We start from the raw sequence: 18,959 nt of genomic DNA, 5'->3' as shown, positions 1-18,959 counted from the left end.
TTTTATGTCGGCAAAACACGCTCCTCCATCGCTCTTTGAGCGCGGCATTAGCCGACAACGCATCGCCGATGTTCGCGAGCGTTTTCTGCAGCTGAACGCCGAGCGCTTGCTGCGCACTCGGGCGGCCCTGCAGGAACGTCAGCGTATTCTGTTCGACCTGGTTCCTCTGTTGTTCCATGTGAACCACCCCTCTCTGCCTGGCTACAGCAGCAAAGACACGCCCTGCGGCATCGACTGCTTTGAGCCAACGCCCAAACTGGTGGAACGCGCGCAACAATACATCGCCAGCGGTTTTCACTACCGCCCCCCCGAACAACACCTGATCCACAGCATCTTCATTATGGGTTCCTGCGGCAGTATCGCGCAGGCCGAAGACTCCGACCTGGATGTTTGGCTGTGCCATCGCAATGCCCTGCCCAGTGAGGCACGCAAGCAGTTACAGGAAAAAGCCGAGCATATTAGTCAGTGGGCCGCCGAGCTGGGCCTGGAACTGCACTTTTTCTTAATGGACAACGAGCAGTTTCGGCGCGGCAAGCGCGAGCGCTTAAGCGCCGAGGGCGCGGGTACCAGCCAGCACTATTTGCTGCTGGACGAGTTCTACCGCAGCGTGGTGGTGGTTGCCGGTCGCTATCCAATTTGGTGGCTGGTGCCGCCGGAAGAAGAGGAAAATTACGACGAATACACCGCCCTGCTCCACGCGCAACAGCATATCGGCCCCGATGAGTCGATTAACTTCGGCGGTGTTGCCGCCATTCCCGCCGGTGAATTTATTGGCGCGGGTGTGTGGCAGCTCTACAAGGCCATTGCTTCGCCTTACAAAGCACTGTTGAAACTGCTGCTTACCGAGGCCTACGCTCGCCACTACCCTAACGTGCAGCCGATCTGCCTCGCCTTAAAAGAACGCGTGTACAACGGCGAATGCGACGCCGACCAGCTCGACCCCTATATCCTTGTATACCAACGCTTGGAGCACTACCTGTCAGAGCGTGGAGAGAAAGACCGACTGGAGCTGGTGCGCCGCGCCTTTTACTTCAAAACCGGGTTACACCTGTCGCGGCCGGCGGCGAGCAAGCAAGTCGAGCGCCATCAACGCATGAGCGTCCTCGCCAGCCAGTGGCACTGGCAGTCGGAGACCTTACTCAACCTCGACACCCGCCACCGCTGGAAACTGCGGCGTGTGCGTGACGAACACCGCTTTTTGGTGGCGGAGCTGACCAACAGCTACCGGTTTTTGCAAGATTTCGCTGCCCACAGCCAGCAATCAGCGCTAATTAACTCAGAGGAAATGACCCTGCTCGGCCGCAAGCTCTATGCCGCCTTCGAGCGCAAGCGGCACAAGGTAGAGTGGCTCAACCCCGGCATCGCCCCCGACCTTTCCGAGCAGCAGTTGTATTTCCACACCCTTGGCTTTGGTAATCAGCGCCGCTGGACAGTGAGTGCCAGCGCCCGCCACGACTTCGAGAGCGGCGCCGTACTCAAGGAAGACGAACATCTTAGCGGCCTGTTGTGTTGGTGTTACTGCAATGGCTTGGTCAAAGAGAATAGCCGCCTGCGGCTTAGCAGTCGCAGTCAGGGCGTGAGCGAGGTCGATTTAAACCGCCTGGCCACCTGGCTGCACGCCCACTTACCCAAACGTCTGCCCGCCGCAGACCCTGCCCAGCACACCGCTTTTACTCGCCCCAAGGTGCCACTGTACACCCTGTTTTGCATTAACCTCGGGCAGGACAGCCTCAGCCAGCTCAGCAGCCAGGGCATTGGCCAGCACAGCAGCTGCTATCCCGTGGCCAATGTGGAGATGGTGGTGTTGAACAGCTGGGGAGAAGTATCGTCGATGGCCTTTACCGGCGGTGAGGCCCTGCTCGACACGCTACATGCTTATCAACAGCTGACGGTCGCCGCCGCCAGCGGCAGCTCGCCGCCGAAAATCGACATACTGTGCTTCAATGACCCGGGTGAACGGCTGGCGCGGCGACTGATGGGCCTGGCTGCGGGCGTGCAACCCTGCTTTGAAAATACCGAGGCCAACACCCGCTATATTCTGAAACTGGCCGATGGCTTTCACATTCTGCAACAGCGCAATAACGAGCTGGATGTGGTCAATGCCGACAGCTATAGCGAGCTTATTCAGTGCCTGGAACGCGGCCAAAGCCGCTTTAGCCCGCTGCGCATGGATCGCCACTGCCTGCCCAACTCTGCCCTTGCCAGTATTATCGACACCTGTCGCAGCGACGACTGCTATATTTTTGTGCACCTGCGCGCGACCTTGGTGGATATTTTTCTGCGCGATGAACGCGGCTCGCTAATCTATCTGCCGGCCGAAAGCAGCGCCCCTGACGCGCTGATTTATCAGCTGCTGCAATTTCTTCAGCATTCACGCAAGGAGCAGGGGCTGCGCCACCGGGTGCGGCTCTACAAGCTCATTCAGCACGACGGCCGCTGGCAGAGTCGCCCCCTTCAGGCACCGCCAGCACAGCAATCGCCGCTGTATCTGGAGGCCACCGCCCACGCCCGTCAGCGCGCTCGCCCGGTATTTGATGTGCGCTGGAACAACCAGCAACTGTATTATCGCGATGAGGGTGCCAAGCTGTTTACCCGGCTGGCAACCCAACTGGTGGAGCGCTATCCGAAACAGCGGCACTTTGCGATTGACCGGGTGAATCTGGGGAATAAACCGCCGCAGCAAACCACGGTGTACATGCGCTACAAACGCTATTTGGAAGAGCTTATCCAGCGGGAAGTCGACAGGCTCCACACCGCGTAGCGGCGTTAAATATCCAGCGCCTCGCCGATTTGATCCTGCGCACAGCGCTGCAATAATTCACTCAGCGACTGCTGCTCGCGCTGACAGAACCATTGCTGGCCATCCCAACTAAAGTGATAACCGCCGCTGCGCGCCGCCAACCACAGCTCACGATTCGCCGCCTGCCGACTAAAAATCAGGGCGCTGCCATCCGGGCATGTCAGCGTTAACACGCTGCCGGCGATCTCGCAGTCTACGTCGACCGACAACGTATCCACGGCGTCCTCAATCGTCTCGTAGAGGGTGTCGAGCACATCGTGAAATTCCACTTCATTCATTGCCATCACATCCTGAAAATTTGTCGGCCAGTATAGCAAGCTCAGCTCGTCACCGACGAGCGCTGCGGTGCATCCAGGCGCGGGCAGCGCTATACTACGCGCTTATTTTTTCGGGGGTGTATTCATGACCGCGCAACGCCGTATCAACCTTGGCTGGGCCACTGCACTGCTGTGCCTCGCTCTAGCCGCGTGCGGACAAACCGGACCACTGGTCTTGCCCAGCGAAGACGCCGCCCCCGCCAGCCCTCAGAATTAGAGATTACGCATGACTGCATTCCACTACCAGAACGGCGAATTATTTGCCGAAGACGTTTCACTGCGCGATATCGCCCAACACTATGGCAGCCCTTGCTATGTGTATTCGCGGGCCTATCTGGAGCAGCGTTTTACGGAATACAGCGACGCCCTGCAGGGTCAGGATCACCTTGTCTGCTATGCGGTAAAGGCCAACTCCAACATTGCCGTTTTGAATGTTCTGGCCCGCCTCGGCGCCGGTTTTGACATTGTCTCGGTCGGCGAACTGGAGCGGGTACTGGCCGCAGGGGGCCAGGCTGATCGCGTTGTGTTTTCCGGTGTCGGTAAAACCGCAGAGGAAATGCGCCGCGCGCTGGAAGTGGGTATTTACTGCTTTAACGTTGAGTCCGAGGCCGAATTAGAGCGCCTCAACGAGGTGGCTGGCGAATTTGGCAGCAAGGCGCCGGTTTCCATCCGCGTAAATCCCGATGTCGACGCCAATACCCACCCCTATATTTCCACGGGCCTGCGCGACAATAAATTCGGTATCGATATTGCCCGCGCCCCCGCCGTCTACGCGCGCGCCGCCAGTCTCGAACACCTGGACGTGAAGGGCGTTGATTGCCATATCGGCTCCCAGCTCACCGACACCAGTCCCTTTCTGGACACTGTCGACCGCTTGCTGGCCCTGCTCGATGAGCTGGCAGCGCAGGGCATTCAGATCAAGCATTTGGACCTGGGTGGCGGCCTGGGCGTGCGCTATCGCGACGAAGTTCCCCCCTCCACGGCCGACTATATTGCCGCTATTCGCCAGCGCTTGGGCGACCGGGCGGTGAAACTGATGTTTGAGCCGGGCCGCTCTATCGCCGCCAACGCCGGTGTGCTGCTGACCAAGGTGGAGTTTTTGAAGCTCAACCCGCACAAGAATTTCGCCATAATCGACGCGGCCATGAATGACATGCTGCGCCCCTCGCTCTACCAGGCGTGGATGGATTTACTACCCGTTAGCCCGCGCAGCGACGGCGAAGCCCGCCTGTACGACGTGGTGGGGCCGGTGTGTGAAACCGGCGATTTTCTCGCCAAAGACCGCGAGTTGCGCATTGAAAGTGGCGACCTGTTGGCACTGGCATCGAGCGGCGCCTATGGATTTACCATGAGTTCCAATTACAATAGCCGAGGACGCGCCGCAGAAGTGATGGTCGACGGCGACCAACACTACCTTATTCGCGCGCGTGAAACTGTCGCCGACCTGATGCGTGGCGAAGCCGTACTGCCGGAGTAAACTCCGCACGCTGGCCCGCCCAGCAGCAGTGGCCCCCGCATCGTTGAACTGCGCCACCGGCGAGGCGCCGCACAGGACATACGATGCAGCTACGCTTTACCAAAATGCATGGCCTGGGCAATGATTTCGTGGTTGTCGATCTCATTACCCAGCGCTTCAAGCTCAAGCCCCACCACGTTCGCAAAATTGCCGATCGCCATTTTGGCATTGGTTGCGACCAGGTATTGGCGGTGGAAATTCCCACCCAACCCGAGGTGGATTTTCGCTATCGAATCTACAACGCCGAAGGCAGCGAGGTGGAACAGTGCGGCAACGGCGCACGCTGCTTTGCACGCTTTGTGCGCGACAAGCGTCTGACCGGCAAACCGCGCATTCGCGTGGAAACCCTCGCCGGTATCATCGAACTGGAAATTACCGAAAACCGCGAAGTGCGCGTGGATATGGGCGCCCCGGTGTTAAGCCCTGCGGACATTCCCTTCGACGCGGCCGAGCAGGCCGTCGATTACGCACTGGAAATCGACGGCCAGACCTGGCAGGTCGGCGCCGTATCGATGGGCAACCCTCATGTGGTGTTGCCCGTGGAGAATGTCGACACCGCCCCCGTTGAGCGCGTTGGCCCCATTGCCGAGAGTCACCCGCGCTTTCCCCAGCGCGTAAACGTCGGCTTTATGCAAGTTGTCGACCGCCGAAATATCCGCCTGCGCGTCTTCGAACGCGGTGTTGGCGAAACCCTGGCCTGTGGCACGGGCGCCTGCGCAGCCGTTGTCGCGGGTATTGTGCAGGGCCGGCTCGATAATCAGGTGAATGTCACATTGCCGGGCGGCAAGCTCAGCATCGACTGGCCGGGGCCCGGGCAGCCCGTTATTATGACGGGGCCCGCGACCACGGTCTTTGAAGGGCAAATTCAGCTTTAGCGGCACGCCAGCCAGCAATAATAAGGATGCACTGTGGACACAGCCAAACCTAAAGAAGACGGTCTCCCCAGCGAAGACGATGTTGCGCGCTATCTGCGAAACCACCCCGGTTTCTTTTTGCAGAACGAAGACATTCTGGCCGAGTTAAAGCTGGCCCATCACAGCGGCAAAGCCGTCAGTTTGCTGGAGCGCCAAGTGGAAGTGTTGCGCGAGCGCAATATGGATATGCGTTCACGCATGAGCAACCTGCTGGACAACGCCCAGCACAACGACGTGATTTTTGAGCGCAGCAAGGCGCTGATTCTCGGCATGCTGGAAGCCCGTCGGCCAGAAGAATTGAGCAACACCCTATGCCGCCGCCTGGTGAATGATTTCGATATGATCGACTACGCCAGCCTGACCTTATTCGGCGACCCATCAAAAATGGGCAACGCACAACTGCGGGTGGTCAGCCCGGAAACCGCCCAACAACATATCGGCAGCTTGTTGCGTGGCGGCAAGGGCGTGTGCGGTGTATTGCGCGGCGAGGAGTTAAGTTTTCTGTTTGGCAAACACGCCGACCACATTGGCTCGGCGGCGCTGATTCCCATTAAACCGGGGAATATCGACGGCGTATTGGCCATCGCCAGCAAGGACCCACAACATTTCAAATCCAGCATGGGCACCCTCTTCCTCGACTACATTGCCGAGGTAATCAACCGGGTATTGCCGAAACTGATGCGCGGCCCGTTTATTAGCTAAGCGTCGCGCTCAGGCCCGCGCCTACTTATCGAGCTTTTTCAAAAATACCTGCACTTCGCGCTCAGTTTGTTTATCACCCTTGCGCGCGGCGGCTTGCAGGGCCTGCTGCCAAGCCGCGCGGGCGGCGGGGACGTCGCCAAGCTGCTGGTGAGCGCGGCCAAGCAGCTTCCAAGCCGCTGAGTAATCGGCGTCCTGTTCCACACAGCACTGCAAGTGCTCAGCCGCTTCAGCGGGCTGTTTGTCATCGAGCAAGGCTTTACCCAAACCGAACCGCAGCATGGCGCTGTCTTGGCCTCGCGCCAGCATTTTACGCAGCGCATCGATATTCATGACTGATGGCTCAAGTGCGGCATTGGCAAATCCGGCAATTGCTGCCCCTGCAAAAGCAGCCCTTCGCGCAACATCGACGCCGCCAGATCGGCGTCGCCGAGATGTTCCAGCAAGCGCGATAATTCAAAGCACACCGTCGCCGAGGGCGCGATGCGATGAGCGCTTTCCAAGTATTCCCGCGCTTTGCCCCACAGCTCATTGCGCAGACAAATACGCGCCAGTGCCAGCAGCAGCTGAGGGTTGTTGGGTTGTTCTTTCAGCCAGGACTCGGCAACGCGCAGCTGTCGGGCGGGGTCGTCATTGATCGCCGCAAACAACAACACCAGCTCGTCGCGCCACTGCTGTTTAATGGCAGCGCGAACTAATTTACTGGCCTCGCTGCTACGCCCCAGCGACAGCAGCGCCGGCACCATGTCTTCCAGCAGTTCGCTGCGAAGGTGGCTGCTTCGCCCCAGCTGCTGCCACCATTTAAGCAGCGGCTCGGCATCGCCACCGTGGCGCAACCGCAGCAATTGGCCGCGCAGGGCTTCGAGTTCCAACTCTCGCCGCGCCGACTCCTGAAGCAATTTCCGCTTGTTCAATTCCGGCAGTAACGCCAATAACGCCTGCCAATCACCCAGGCCGCGATAGGCACGCGCGAGCAGCAGCAGCGTTGCGGGTTGACGCTCGGCACTTTTACCCAAGCGGTTCAAGGTTGCCAATGCCTCTTCCAACTGGCCGTTGTCGAGTTGCAACTCCGCCTGTGTCAGGGCTGCCGCAAGGCCCGCTTGAGTGCCGCAGTTCTTTGCCTGGCTCAGCGCCTGGAGTGCGCCGCGCTCATCGCCCAAGCGCTGGCAGGCACGCGCTGCCAGTAAATAATTAATCAGCGGTTTGTCGCTACTGGCGCTCGACAGCAGCAAGCGCTTGGCCTGCAACCAGTTGCCCTGGGTATAGGCGATGACCCCACGGTGACTGCGTTGACGCTCGCGTTGCTGACGCCGCTGACCGCGCAGGGCGCCCAACTTGTCAGACAGGCGTGCACTGCGGCGCAACAGGCTGAACAGCAACCACACCACAAACAAGAATAGCGCCAGCAGCGCCAGCGCCACCCACAGGGTCATCTCAACGGTGGTATGGCCATAGGCCAACAAGACATAGCCGCTGTCGTACTGAATCGCCACCGCAATCGCGGCGGCAGCGGCCAGCGCAAACAGTGCCGCGAGAAACAGGATCATTGGCCCACCTCGCGCTGCCAGCGGCGGGTTTTGCTGTAGTCCTTCAGGGCCCGCAGCGACGCAGAAATATCCGGGCGCTCGGCGCGAATCTCGGCCGCTCGCAGTTCTTCCAGGGATGCAGCCAGCGCCTGACTGCCATCATTCAGCGGGTAGTAGCGCTCCAGCCATGCCAGCGCCTTATCCAGCGAGCGGCGGTACAGGGCGGGGCGCTCTGCCAACAATGCCAATTGCGCCTGCTCCAGCATCATTCGCAAACTGGCGCGCAGGGCGGTCGCCTGCTCCGGCGCAAGCTCTGCTTTGAATTTTTCATCGTGCTGACGAATGCGCACATAGCTGCGCAACTTCGCCCAAGCGCGTTCAAACCCGGCTTTCAAGCCCTCCTGCCAGGAGGCGTCTCTCGCCGGCTGCGGCTCAGCCTGATAGCTCGGAGCCTCGTAGACCGCCAGTGACTCGGCAGCGTCCGCCAGTCCTTGCAGTTGCAGGTAGGCACCCTCCAGATCAAAGCTGGAGCTGCCCTGCAAGGCAGCGAGTTCTGCCGCCAGCGCTTCCCTCACGGGGTATAACGCCGGATCATCCAGCTCGCGCAAAATAGCATCGGCACTGGCTAACAACTGTGCTGCGGCGCGACTGTCACCACTGAGCTGCAAGCGTTGATTGGCCAGTCGCAATAAATACTCGGCCTCGGCCAGCAGCCAGTCATTGCGGTCGACCGAACTGAGGCTTTGTACTTTGTCGCTCAACTGTTGAATTTGTCGCTGAACAACCGCGCGCTGCTGATCCAGTGCGCTGTCGAGTTCGGTCAGGCGTTCGCGTTGGCGGTCCAGCGCTGTCGCACTCGATTGACTGCGCTGATCAAGGCCCTGCACCTGCGCAGTGATATCGCTGAGGAATTGCGCGCTCTGCTGCTGGTTGAGGTAGATAAGTTGGTAGTACAGCCAGGCAGCCGCTGCCAGCGCGGATAGCGACACCAGCAGAGCCAGCGTTGCCACGGCGCCCGCTTTGCCAGACTTGCTCTTGGCAGCAGGTGTTTTTTGCGACGGCGTTGAAGTGGTTGGTGTATCGTCGGCGGCTACCGCCACGTCCTTGTTGTCATTTTGGGTTTCCGACATTGTGTTCTCTCTGCCACGTTTTTATCGCCGCCAGCGTCGCTGCTGTACCGGCATTTTCTGCAAGAAGGGTATGTCTAAAACCGGCCTCTTGGGCCAGTTGCTGCACCCGCGCACTGGGTAGAACCAGGTGGTACTGATCGCGTCGCGCAGCGGCAATGCGCTGGGTAAATTGCTGTAATGTGTCCCCGCTGTTCAGGCATACCAACTGAATCGACGCCGCCTCTAACTGCGACTGTAAATCATCGGCGGCCTCACCCGGCCCACAGCGCTGATAGCACTCAGCATAGTCTACCCGCGCGTTGCGTTCACGGAGTTTTTGCGCCAACTGCTCGCGGCCACCGCAGCCGCGAACAATCAACACTCGCTGCCCGTCAACCCCGTTAAACGCCGCGCTGGCCAGCAGGCTGTCGCTGTCCATCGCGCCGCCTTGTTGCGCCTCCAAGGGCGTAAGCGCGCCGGCAGGCCACGGCCAGTCATAGAGCGCTTTGGCCGTGGCAGCGCCGATGGCGTGACAGCGCACACCCAGCGGGTACTGCGGCCATAGATCATCGATCATGGCCATACCGCAGGCAACGGCGTTCACACTGATGAAAATAATGTGCTGGTAAAGGTCCAGGTCCAATAGGCAGCGACGCGCGTGCTGATAGCGCTCGTCGTTTTCGTCCAGGGGAATGATGCGCAGCAGCGGTTGCACCCAGACCTGAGCACCAGCGGCAACCAGGGCCCTGCGCAATTCTTCGTTGCGGCCCTCGGGCCGGGTGATAAGAATGCGCAGACCCTGCAGATCAGCGCTGCTGGTCACCGTAAACCGCCGCCAAAATGTCACCCGCACCCTGAGCCAGCAGTGCCTCGGCAACCGCCACACCAAGGGCCTCGGGGTCGGCCGCCGGTGCGCTTAATTCTGCGCGCAATACGCGGCTGCCATCGGGCTCGCCCACCAGCGCACGCAGCCACAAGTGGTCGTCGCGGCTGTCGTCAGTAATGGCATAACCGGCAATCGGCACTTGGCAGCCACCTTGTAAGCGCGTGTTCATGGCGCGCTCGGCCATCACTTTGGCCGCGCTGTCTGCGTCGTGCAGCGGCGCCAGCAGTTCACGTACCCAGTTGTCGTCCAAGCGGGTTTCAACGCCCACCGCACCCTGACCACAAGCGGGCAAACTGTCTTCAACATTCATATAGGAGGCGATCCGCTGCTGAAGTTCCAGGCGAATCAAACCGGCTGAGGCTAAAATAATGGCATCGAACTCGCCGTCGTCTAACTTGCGCAGGCGGGTTTGCACGTTGCCGCGCAGGCTACTGATCTGCAAGTCGGGGCGCCGGGCGCGCAACTGGCATTCGCGACGCAGGCTGCTGGTGCCCACTCTCGCCCCTTGCGGCAGGGCGTCGACGTCGGCGTAATGGTTACTGACAAACGCATCGCGGGGATCTTCACGCTCGCAGATAATTGCCAGCCCCAGGCCTTCGGGAAATTCCATCGGCACATCTTTCATCGAGTGCACGGCAATATCCGCTCGGCCATCGAGCAGTGCCTGTTCCAGCTCTTTAACGAACAGCGCCTTGCCGCCAATTTTCGACAGCGGCGAGTCCAGCAGCTGGTCGCCGCGGGTAGTCATGCCAAGCAGTTCAACCTGTAGCCCCGGGTGACAGGCTTCCAAGCGGGCTTTGATATATTCGGCCTGCCAGAGAGCAAGCAGACTTTCGCGGGTGGCAATGCGCAGCGTGCGCGAGGGCTGTTCAGACATGATTAGCGTGGGTCCGTGTAAAGCATCAGCGCCGTATCATACGCCAGCCGCCTGGCAGACTAAACCGCCCAACTCATCGGCGCGCGTCAGTTTGGCGCAAATGCCGTCCAGCCATTCATCCAGGTACTGGCGCTGCCCGGCCGCACGGCGCCGAGATAGTTGGCGCCCTGATCCCAAAATTCGCCTTCGGGAACCGCGACAGCCCCCTGCCCGGCAGGAGACTTACTGCCGACGCGAAAATCGGGAACGCGAACCGGGTCAACCGGCACGCTGAACTCTGGCGAGATGTCGCGGCGCGCCAGCGAGGCGAAATACGCCGCTTCATCAAAGCCGCCGTCGTCGTCTTGCTTGCCGAGTTCTTCAATAAAGTGACTGCGACCATCGCGACCGTTGTTATACAGCAGCAGGCCGCCAAAGCTCATCATTCCCGTCGATAGCCGGCTGGCACTGACGCGCCCTTTGATATCGATAGTTTCACCGGAGAAGCCGCTGATAATCATATTGTGAAAGTGGCCGCCGGTGCCGCGCCGCAGAGTCATGGCGCGCTGGTATTTATCGTCGCTGTTAAGCGACAGCAGCGTTACATTGTAGAACTGCGGCTCGGAGATTGGCTGGGCATCCTCGCGGCCATTGCGGTTGTCTGCCTCGATGGCATTGTCACCCATACCCGGATACTGCAGCACCTGCAGAAACTGCACGCGGCCGCGCCACCCCATATCCCAGTCCAGCGAGTCATCGGCAGCGCCACTAATGAGGATATGCTTCATATCCACCGTGCCGCCAAAAATCTCTATGCCGTCGTCGGAAGCGCGATGCACCTGCACGTGGCGCACAATGGTATTGCTGCCGCAGCCCCCCAGCGTTAAGCCGTTGAGTTCGTTATTGGCATACACCTCATACCCCGCGAACTCCACGCGCACAAATTCCAGCACGCCGCAGTTATCGCGGCTGTCGACACCGCCGAACATCCCTCGCGTATCGCTGGTCGGCACCCCTTCTACCTGAGCATCCAGGGTATTCACCGGCGCATTGCCGAGCAGTACCAGACCGCCCCAGTCGCCGGCCTTGCGCGCCCCTTCCGGCTGCGCACTGGTAAAGACAATCGGCGCATCAGCGCGGCCGCGCGCCATAATTTGGCCATCGCGGGTGACCACCAGGGCGCTACCGGGCTGTCCCAGCACCACGGCACCAGGTTCGATCGTTAGCGTGGCAGCGGCCTCAACATAGACAATGTCGTCGAGAATCCACGTTTTGTCTGCCGTCCACACGTGATCGCCGTGCAGGGAGCCACTGACAAACTGCTCGTGTCCGCGCCCCAATACCCACCATAGCGATACGGCGAGCAACAGCGCGGGCAGCAGCAACCACAGCCACCAGCGCCGAGAGCGGACGGCCTCTTCGGCCGGCTGCTGCGACTGCCAGTCCATCATCTCGGCAATGTCGGGGTTAACGGGTTTGCGCGAATGCTGGGAGGCACGCAGCTCGCCATCGGTATTGATCACTCTGAGGCTGCGCCCGAGGTCACGCATCTCCCGATGACGGCTCATCGCCGCTTCGTTGATCAGCTCGCGACGGTAATCCGAGTCGCGCAGCAAGGTGTCAAAATGAATACTTCGGCCGTCCTGGGCCTGCTCAAAAGCAGCTTTTAGTTGCCACAATTGCTCCACTAATTTGGCGCGCGGCGCAGTCGCCTGGGTCATGGCGGATCCTTACTTCACAGGAGTTTTCGGCACGCGAAATTATGGCCACGCTATATTACATAAACGTTACGGCGGTGAGTGGCAGCCCCGGCGCAGACAGCCAGCGAGAGCGCGGTAATTTCTGCTATACTCTGCCGCTTTTCCGATGGGCTGCCCGCGCAGCGCCCAATGACACAGGACCTGTTTGCAATGAGTGACAAAGAGCCGGCTATCAAACCTTGGGGTGGGCGTTTCAGCGAGGCCACCGACCAGTTTGTTGAGCGCTTCACCGCGTCGGTGAGCTTTGACCAACGCCTCTACCATCACGACATCAACGGCTCGCTGGCCCACGCGGCCATGTTGGCGAAAGTCGGCGTACTCAGCGAGGACGAGCTCAAGCAGATCCAAACCGGCCTAGAAGAGATTCGCAGCGAAATTGAAGCGGGCGAATTCAACTGGTCGGTAAGCCTTGAAGACGTGCACATGAATATCGAAGCGCGCCTGACCGACAAGATCGGTATTACCGGCAAGAAACTGCACACCGGCCGCTCGCGCAATGACCAGGTCGCCACCGATATTCGCCTGTACCTGCGCGACGAGATTGGCAGCATCTGCAGCGAAATCACCCGCCTGCAGCAAGGTCTGGTGGCACTGGCGCGCCGCGAAGCCGACACCATCATGCCCGGCTTTACTCACCTGCAAACTGCCCAGCCGGTGAGCTTTGGCCACCACATGCTGGCCTGGAATGAAATGCTGGAGCGCGACTTTGGCCGCCTGCAGGACTGCGCCGCGCGCCTGAATCAAAGCCCCCTTGGCGCCGCCGCACTGGCGGGCACCACCTACCCCATCGACCGCGAATACAGCGCACAGCTGTTGGGCTTTGACCGCCCTACCGAGAATTCCCTGGACTCGGTAAGCGACCGCGACTTCGCCATTGAATTTGCCGCCGCTGGCAGCCTGATCATGACCCACCTGTCGCGCTTCAGCGAAGAGCTGGTGCTGTGGACCTCGGCGCAGTTTAATTTTATCGACCTGCCCGACCGCTTCTGCACCGGCTCCTCGATTATGCCGCAGAAGAAAAACCCCGATGTGCCCGAGCTGATTCGCGGCAAAGTCGGCCGCGTTAACGGTCACCTGATCAGCCTGCTCACGTTGATGAAGTCCCAGCCGCTGGCCTACAACAAAGACAATCAGGAAGATAAAGAACCGCTGTTCGATGTGATCGACACCTTAAAAGACAGCCTCAAGGCCTACGCGGATATGGTGCCGGCCATTACCGTGAATGCCGACGTTACCCGCGAAGCCGCGATGCGCGGTTTCTCTACGGCGACCGATTTGGCCGACTACCTGGTGCGCAAAGGCCTGCCCTTCCGCGACGCCCACGAGGTGGTTGGCAAGTCAGTGGCCTACGGTATTGCTCAGAGCAAGGACTTGTCTGAAATGAGTCTGGAAGAGCTGCAGCAGTTCAGCGCCGACATTACAGACGACGTCTTTGACGTGCTCACGCTGGAAGGCTCTATCAACGCCCGCAACCATATTGGCGGCACCGCACCTGCCCAGGTACGCGCCGCCGCTGATCGCGCAGAAACCCGACTGCAACAGCGCTAAGTTCGTCGGCGGGCGTCCTGCCCGCCGCGATTCCCCGCTTCTTTAAAAATTCTTATCCACTGCCGCGAGGGATTTCTCTCGCTGCGGTGTTACATTACTACTGCCCGCGACACATCCATCTCTTCATCTCGGGCGTAGCACACCAGGAATGACAGGAGTCCTCACCATGTTCACTGCGCCCCGCGCACGCGTAATTGCGTTTTGCCTGCCTCTACTTGCCGCGCTTAGCGCCTGCGAGCCCAATGCGGCGGCCACCCCCGGCCAGCGTCCCGCCGCCGCAGTAAAGGTGCAAACACTCGCCCCGCAAACCATTGAAGAGCGGCTGCCTGCCATCGGCTCGCTACTGGCCAAGGAATCGGTGCGCATAACCAGCACCGTCAGCGAAAAAGTGCGCGCCCTGCATTTCGACGAAGGCCAAGACGTGAAGCAAGGTGACTTACTGGCAACACTGGAACAAGCGGAAGAGCAGGCCCAGCTATCGTCGGCGAAGGCCGACCTGGCCGAGCAGCAGCGGGAAATCCGTCGTCTGAAAAACCTGCTGGCCACACAGTCGGCCGCGCAAACCGAATACGACCAACGCCTGAGTGCCCGCGACCGCGCCCAGGCCAAGATCGCCGAGGTTCAGGCGAAAATTGATGAGCGCACCCTGCGCGCACCCTTTGGCGGCGTGACCGGTTTGCACAATGTTAGCCCCGGCGCGCTGGTGTCGCCGGGCGACAGCATAACCAGCCTCGACGACCTAAGTACCATGCGCCTCGACCTCAACCTGCCCAGCCTGTTGCTGCGTTCACTCAGGGTGGGCATGCCGGTGGATGCCCGCAGCGATGCCTTAAATAAAACCTTTCAGGGCAAGATCGTCGCCATTAATCCGCGCATCGACCCGCTGTCGCGCAGCGTAATGGTGCGCGCCCACATTCCCAATGGCGACGCCACATTAAAACCCGGCATGCTAATGAGAGTGTCGTTATTGAAAGACAAGCGCGAGGGTATTGTCGTGCCCGCCGCGGCTCTGCAGAGTATCGAAAATCGCCACTATGTCTGGCTGGTAGACGGCGAGCAAAAGGCCGAGCGTCGCGAGGTAACACTGGGCACCCGTCTGGTTGACGGCGTGGAAGTGGTCAACGGCCTCAGTGCTGGCGAGCAGCTTATTAGTGAAGGTTTCCTGATGCTGCGCCCCGGCAGCCCCGTCACCCCGCAGGAGTCATAAGCCATGTTGCTGTCAGACACTGCGGTAAAGCGCCCCGTCTTTGCCACCGTTATTAGCCTGTTGCTGGTCGCCTTTGGCGCCCTGTCATTCGAACGTCTGGCGCTGCGCGAGTACCCGGATGTGGACCCGCCTATCGTCTCGGTCAGCACCAACTACACCGGCGCCTCAGCCGAAGTGGTCGAGTCGAAAATCACCCAGGTTATCGAGGATCGCATCTCCGGCATTGAGGGGATCAAAACCGTATCGTCGACCAGTCAGGATGGCTTTTCGACGATTAGCATTGAATTTGAACTGAGCCGCGATATCGACGCCGCCGCCAACGATGTGCGCGACCGCGTGGCCGGTGTGCGCAACAACCTGCCCGAAGAAGCCGATGCCCCAGAGGTACAAAAAGCTGACTCGGACCAACGGGTGATCATGTGGTTTAACCTCACTTCCACCAAAATGAATACCCTGCAACTGGCCGACTATGCCCAGCGCTATCTGGTGGATCGGCTGTCTGTGCTGGATGGTGTTGCACGGGTGCGGGTGAGCGGCGGGCCGGAATATGCCATGCGCATTTGGCTGGACCACGAGGCGCTAGCCGCCCGCAACCTGACCATTGGCGATGTCGAAAATGCCCTGCGGCGCGAAAATGTCGAGCTGCCAGCCGGCACACTTAAGGCGCGCGACCGCGACTTTGTTATCAAGATAGAGCGCCAGTTCCTCGCCCCCGATGACTTCGCCACACTGGTGCTGCGCCGCGATGACAGCGGCAATATTTTGCGCCTAGGCGAAGTGGCTCGGGTTGAGCTGGACGCCGAAGAATACCGCACTATGTTCCGCGGCAATGGCATTCCGCAGGTGGGCGTCGGCATCGTGAAGCAAAGTACCGCCAATACGCTGGAAGTGGCCAAGGCTGCGCACCGCGAAGTAAATGCTATGCGCAGCATCTTGCCGGCGGGCACCGAGTTACACGACAGCTACGACAGCTCGGTGTTTATCGACAGCGCGATCGACGAGGTCTACTCCACGCTCTTTATCGCCGCAAGCCTGGTGGTGTTGGTGATCTTTATTTTCCTCGGCGACTTCCGCGCCATGTTAGTGCCCGCAGTGACCGTGCCGGTATCGCTGATCGCCAGCTTTACCGTGCTCTACGCCCTGGGCTACACCATTAACCTGCTAACCCTGCTGGCGCTGGTACTGGCCATCGGCCTGGTGGTCGATGACAGTATCGTGGTGCTGGAAAATATTCACCGCCGCTTGCTCAACGGTGAGTCGCCGTTAGTGGCCGCCTTTCGCGGCAGTCGCCAAGTCGGCTTCGCCGTGGTCGCCACCACGGCGGTGTTGGTCGCGGTGTTTATTCCCATCACCATGCTCGACGGCGATGTCGGGCGACTGTTCGGCGAATTTGCCGTCGCGATGGCTGTCGCCGTTGTGTTCTCCAGCATTGTCGCGCTGACGCTATCGCCGGTTATCTGCTCGAAATTACTCAAGCAAGACGCCATTCACGGCCGCCTCGCCGACTTCGTCGAGGGCCTGCTGCACCGCATGGAAACCCGCTACCGCCGCAGCCTCGATGCCAGCCTGAAACGGCCGCTGCTGTCAGCCTCTATTTTGGGCTTAGCGGTTTTGGGCTGCGTGGTACTGATGCAAAAAGTCCCGGCAGAATTCGCCCCCAAAGAAGACCGCGGCGTGATCTTTATGATGATTCGCGGCCCCGAGGGTTCGTCCTTCGACTTTGTCAGCAAACACATGGAAGAAATCGAACGACGCCTGATGCCGCTGGTGGAAAGCGGCGAGGTTAATCGCTTCCTGGTGCGCGCCCCCGCTGGTCGCGGCGGCGCTGAAAGTTACAACGAAGCCTTTGCCATTATGGTGCTGGCGCCCTGGGAAACCCGCCGCCCCAACACTGCCATTGTCGCCGATATTCGCAAACGCTTGCAGGGCTTTACCGCGCTGACGACCTTCCCAATTATGCCCCAGGCACTGGGTGGCGGCTTTAGCAAGCCCGTGGAATTTGTGATTGGCGGTGGCGACTTCCAGCACCTCGCGGCGTGGCGCGATGCCATAATGGACGAGGCTCGCAATAACCCGAAGCTGCTGGGTATCGATAGCGACTACCGGGAAACCAAGCCGCAACTGGAAGTAACGATTCTGCGCGACCGCGCCGCCGACCTCGGCGTGAGTACGCAGGAAATTAACCGCAGTCTGGAAACCCTGCTCGGTTCCCGCCGGGTAACCACCTTTATGCTCGACGGCGAAGAGTACAACGTGGTGCTGGAGGGCGAGCCGGACAAACAAAACACGCCCAACGACCTCGGCAATATCTATGTGCGCTCGAATAGCAGCGGCCAACTCATTCCGCTTTCCAACCTGGTCAGCATTAGCGAGCGCGGCGACGCGGCGGTGCTCAGGCGCTATAACCGCGTGCGCGCCATCACCCTGGACGCCAACCTGGCAGAGGGCTATTCACTGGGCGAGGCACTGAGCTATTTGGAAGAGGTCACACGCAAGGTCGCGCCGGATGCCATTATCGACTACAAGGGCGAATCGCTGGACTACAAAGACTCCGGCAATGCCGTCTACTTCACCTTTGTGTTGGCGCTGCTTGTGGTTTATTTGGTACTTGCCGCCCAGTTTGAAAGCTTTGTTCACCCACTGGTGATTCTTCTCACCGTGCCGCTGGCCATTGCCGGGGCCTTGCTCGGGCTCTACCTCACCGGGCAGAGCCTGAATATCTACAGCCAGGTGGCGCTGATTATGCTGGTGGGCTTAGCCGCCAAAAACGGCATCTTGTTGGTGGAGTTCACCAACCAATTGCGCGACGACGGTGTTGAGTTTGAAGAGGCAATTAGTAAAGCCGCCGAACAGCGCCTACGCCCCATTATCATGACCGCCATCACCACCATTATGGGCGCCATTCCGCTATTGCTGGCCTTTGGTGCGGGCAGCGAAAGCCGCTACGTGATTGGCGTGGTGGTGGTCTCCGGGGTGAGTGCCGCCACCTTGTTCACCTTGTTTGTAGTGCCAATGGCGTATCGCTTCCTGGCTCGCCACACAGGCTCCCCGCAGGATGTGGCGCACCAGCTTGAGAAGGAACTGAAAGACAGCCCGGCCAGCAACTAAAACGCTTGCTGGGCGGGCGCCGCCAGTGTGTACAAACAATGGCGGCGCAGCGGCGAGCCCACGGCCAATTGAGGGTGCTCGAAGTCGTCACCGCGCTGCATGTTCAGGCGCTCCATCAATGCTCGCGAGCGCGTATTCACGACGGCTGTCATCGCCACAATTTCAGCCATATTCAGCGTAGCGAAGCCATAATCCAGGGCGGCCTGCGCCGCTTCATAAGCGTAGCCCTGCCCCCAGGCATCGGCGGCCAAACGCCAGGCAATTTCGGTGGCTGGCGCAAACGGTAAATCACTTGCCACCGTCTTCAAACCCGCAAAGCCCAGCAAGCGCGCATCGCTGCGGCGCTCCATGGCCCATATCCCCCAGCCCTGCTGCGCGTTTTGCGCCGACAACTGAACCAGCAGAGCGTCGCTCTCTTCACGGCATAAACCACGAGGAAAGAACTCCATTACTTTAGGGTCGGCATTCATCGCCGCGAAGGCCGCCGCATCCGTTTCGCGCCACTGCCGCATACACAAGCGCGGCGTCTTCAAGCCTTGCATGGTTTCGTCACCACCGATCAGTTTCATACTAAATTGCTAAACCACCGCGCTATTCTGCCCTGCTTGCCCTCGCGACAGCCAGCGGCGGTTTTCTATGTCATACCAGCGCAGCCTTTGCCGCACCGCCGCCCTTGCTAGCATGACGGCTGGCTATCCAAGCACAGCGCTGGC

16 protein-coding genes are annotated in these 18,959 nt (G+C 60.0%); 8 read left to right on the top strand and 8 right to left on the bottom strand.

The window, feature by feature from the left end; translation table 11 throughout:
- Positions 1-4 precede the first annotated feature (4 nt).
- Positions 5-2,761 (top strand): class I adenylate cyclase domain-containing protein, encoded by a 2,757-nt coding sequence (locus AC2Q8J_RS11675; protein ID WP_486451346.1) that lies wholly within the window; start codon positions 5-7, stop codon positions 2,759-2,761.
- A 5-nt stretch (positions 2,762-2,766) separates the two neighbouring features.
- Here AC2Q8J_RS11675 and cyaY read toward each other — a convergent pair whose 3' ends face one another.
- Positions 2,767-3,078: an iron donor protein CyaY gene (gene cyaY, locus AC2Q8J_RS11670; protein ID WP_286695540.1), complete on the bottom strand. Its 312-nt coding sequence runs from the start codon at positions 3,076-3,078 to the stop codon at positions 2,767-2,769.
- Positions 3,079-3,202: 124 nt separating this feature from the next.
- On the opposite strand from cyaY, the gene lptM reads away from it, so the two are divergent.
- From lptM to AC2Q8J_RS11650, 4 genes are all read left to right on the top strand, one after another.
- A complete protein-coding gene (gene lptM / locus AC2Q8J_RS11665; RefSeq protein WP_486451345.1) occupies positions 3,203-3,334 on the top strand; it encodes an LPS translocon maturation chaperone LptM in 132 nt (43 codons plus the stop codon).
- A gap of 9 nt (positions 3,335-3,343) precedes the next feature.
- Complete coding sequence (gene lysA, locus AC2Q8J_RS11660; protein ID WP_372878825.1) at positions 3,344-4,594, top strand: diaminopimelate decarboxylase; 1,251 nt, start codon at positions 3,344-3,346, stop codon at positions 4,592-4,594.
- 83 nt (positions 4,595-4,677) lie between these two features.
- Positions 4,678-5,508 (top strand): diaminopimelate epimerase, encoded by an 831-nt coding sequence (gene dapF, locus AC2Q8J_RS11655; RefSeq protein WP_486451344.1) that lies wholly within the window; start codon positions 4,678-4,680, stop codon positions 5,506-5,508.
- Between the two features lie 33 nt (positions 5,509-5,541).
- On the top strand, positions 5,542-6,249 hold the full coding sequence (locus tag AC2Q8J_RS11650; RefSeq protein WP_027874752.1) for a DUF484 family protein: 708 nt from the start codon (positions 5,542-5,544) through the stop codon (positions 6,247-6,249).
- Positions 6,250-6,270: 21 nt separating this feature from the next.
- Here AC2Q8J_RS11650 and AC2Q8J_RS11645 read toward each other — a convergent pair whose 3' ends face one another.
- From AC2Q8J_RS11645 to AC2Q8J_RS11620, 6 genes are all read right to left on the bottom strand, one after another.
- Positions 6,271-6,579 carry a tetratricopeptide repeat protein gene (locus tag AC2Q8J_RS11645; RefSeq protein WP_286836450.1) on the bottom strand — a complete coding sequence of 103 codons (309 nt, stop codon included), beginning with the start codon at positions 6,577-6,579 and terminating at the stop codon, positions 6,271-6,273.
- Positions 6,576-7,793, bottom strand: coding sequence for a heme biosynthesis HemY N-terminal domain-containing protein (locus tag AC2Q8J_RS11640; RefSeq protein WP_486451343.1), 1,218 nt, complete (start codon positions 7,791-7,793; stop codon positions 6,576-6,578). The genes AC2Q8J_RS11645 and AC2Q8J_RS11640 overlap by 4 nt, the downstream gene beginning before the upstream one ends.
- On the bottom strand, positions 7,790-8,902 hold the full coding sequence (locus tag AC2Q8J_RS11635; protein WP_486451342.1) for a uroporphyrinogen-III C-methyltransferase: 1,113 nt from the start codon (positions 8,900-8,902) through the stop codon (positions 7,790-7,792). The genes AC2Q8J_RS11640 and AC2Q8J_RS11635 overlap by 4 nt, the downstream gene beginning before the upstream one ends.
- The gene (locus AC2Q8J_RS11630; RefSeq protein ID WP_486451341.1) at positions 8,883-9,704 is read right to left on the bottom strand and encodes a uroporphyrinogen-III synthase; all 822 of its coding nucleotides are present in this window, start codon (positions 9,702-9,704) and stop codon (positions 8,883-8,885) included. Before AC2Q8J_RS11630 ends, AC2Q8J_RS11635 begins: the two co-directional genes overlap by 20 nt.
- Positions 9,688-10,644, bottom strand: coding sequence for a hydroxymethylbilane synthase (gene hemC, locus AC2Q8J_RS11625; protein WP_486451340.1), 957 nt, complete (start codon positions 10,642-10,644; stop codon positions 9,688-9,690). The genes AC2Q8J_RS11630 and hemC overlap by 17 nt, the downstream gene beginning before the upstream one ends.
- Positions 10,645-10,730: 86 nt before the next feature.
- Positions 10,731-12,344 carry a hypothetical protein gene (locus AC2Q8J_RS11620; protein ID WP_486451339.1) on the bottom strand — a complete coding sequence of 538 codons (1,614 nt, stop codon included), beginning with the start codon at positions 12,342-12,344 and terminating at the stop codon, positions 10,731-10,733.
- 189 nt (positions 12,345-12,533) lie between these two features.
- Here AC2Q8J_RS11620 and argH point away from each other — a divergent pair, with 189 nt between their 5' ends.
- The 3 genes from argH to AC2Q8J_RS11605 all read left to right on the top strand — a co-directional run bounded on the left by argH (position 12,534) and on the right by AC2Q8J_RS11605 (position 18,246).
- The gene (gene argH, locus AC2Q8J_RS11615; RefSeq protein ID WP_372878819.1) at positions 12,534-13,931 is read left to right on the top strand and encodes an argininosuccinate lyase; all 1,398 of its coding nucleotides are present in this window, start codon (positions 12,534-12,536) and stop codon (positions 13,929-13,931) included.
- Positions 13,932-14,097: 166 nt separating this feature from the next.
- Complete coding sequence (locus AC2Q8J_RS11610) at positions 14,098-15,138, top strand: efflux RND transporter periplasmic adaptor subunit (protein WP_486451338.1); 1,041 nt, start codon at positions 14,098-14,100, stop codon at positions 15,136-15,138.
- Positions 15,139-15,141: 3 nt separating this feature from the next.
- Positions 15,142-18,246 carry an efflux RND transporter permease subunit gene (locus AC2Q8J_RS11605; protein WP_372878817.1) on the top strand — a complete coding sequence of 1,035 codons (3,105 nt, stop codon included), beginning with the start codon at positions 15,142-15,144 and terminating at the stop codon, positions 18,244-18,246.
- On the opposite strand, the gene AC2Q8J_RS11600 is transcribed toward AC2Q8J_RS11605, so the two are convergent.
- Complete coding sequence (locus AC2Q8J_RS11600) at positions 18,243-18,815, bottom strand: GNAT family N-acetyltransferase (protein ID WP_486451337.1); 573 nt, start codon at positions 18,813-18,815, stop codon at positions 18,243-18,245. The genes AC2Q8J_RS11605 and AC2Q8J_RS11600 overlap by 4 nt on opposite strands.
- Positions 18,816-18,959 lie beyond the last annotated feature (144 nt).

The organism is Spongiibacter sp. C9W (assembly GCF_057370015.1).
This window is presented reverse-complemented; position numbering and strand designations above follow the sequence as displayed.